Origin of the sequence: Silvanigrella paludirubra, from assembly GCF_009208775.1 — a bacterium.
GTDB classification, from domain to species: domain Bacteria; phylum Bdellovibrionota_B; class Oligoflexia; order Silvanigrellales; family Silvanigrellaceae; genus Silvanigrella; species Silvanigrella paludirubra.
The window spans coordinates 1-838 of the sequence record NZ_WFLM01000014.1; the positions used below are offsets into that span (position 1 = coordinate 1).

General features: G+C 30.4%; 1 protein-coding gene. It reads right to left on the reverse strand.

Annotated elements, in window-relative coordinates:
• Nucleotides 1-838: hypothetical protein (locus GCL60_RS17305; protein WP_161998270.1), on the reverse strand; the 838-nt coding region annotated here is incomplete at both ends.

The following is an 838-nucleotide window of genomic DNA, read 5'->3' on the forward strand; positions in this document are numbered from 1 at the left end:
TATCTGTTTTTGGAAGAGATATTGTTCTAATTTTAGATACCGCAGGAGAAGCAACGCCTTTTTTAGCGGACTCTAATCCACCTGGTAAATAAATTACATTGATTTTTGTTCCTGTTGGATACGAAATATCTGTAATTAATCCATCTGTAGCAAAATTTTTCTCGCTTAAAGCTTTATATTCAAATTTTACTTCTTGTGATAATGGATTCACTATTGATGTTAATAAACTGTTTGTACTTTTTTTAATTATTGTTAATGGAGCTCCAAATGTAGAACCATTATTATTTTTTATTCTTACTTCAGTATCTGAAGGATAAGCAATTTCTAATTTCTTAACATCATCCCCGTTTACTGGACTTTTATAAACGATGGATTGAATGCGTGCACCTTTTTCATAAGTTAATTCCGCACTAAAACCTTGAACATTTGTAATTTTTCTTAAATTACCAAACGCTCTATCAATTTGCTCAATTCGTCCATCTTTATATTTTAAAGTAACATATTCACTGCCAATTGTTACGTTTAAATCTTTTAATTTATAATATTTTAGTTTGCCCGTTCCAATATCTAGTTTATAGCTACCACCACTTGCTAAACTCAGCATTCCACTTTTTGTATCATAATGACTTAAATTCCAGCTCCAACCTTTTCCTAATCCAAAAGCATCAGAACTAGATAGAGAAGAATAATTTATCGATAAAGAAATTTCTGGATCTTCAAATCCATTCCCAATTACATCTCCTATTTTATATGATAGAGAAAATGCACCTGTTCTTGGATCTACAGATTGAGATAAATCTTTATAATTGTAAGCATCACTTACTGGCTTATTGCTATC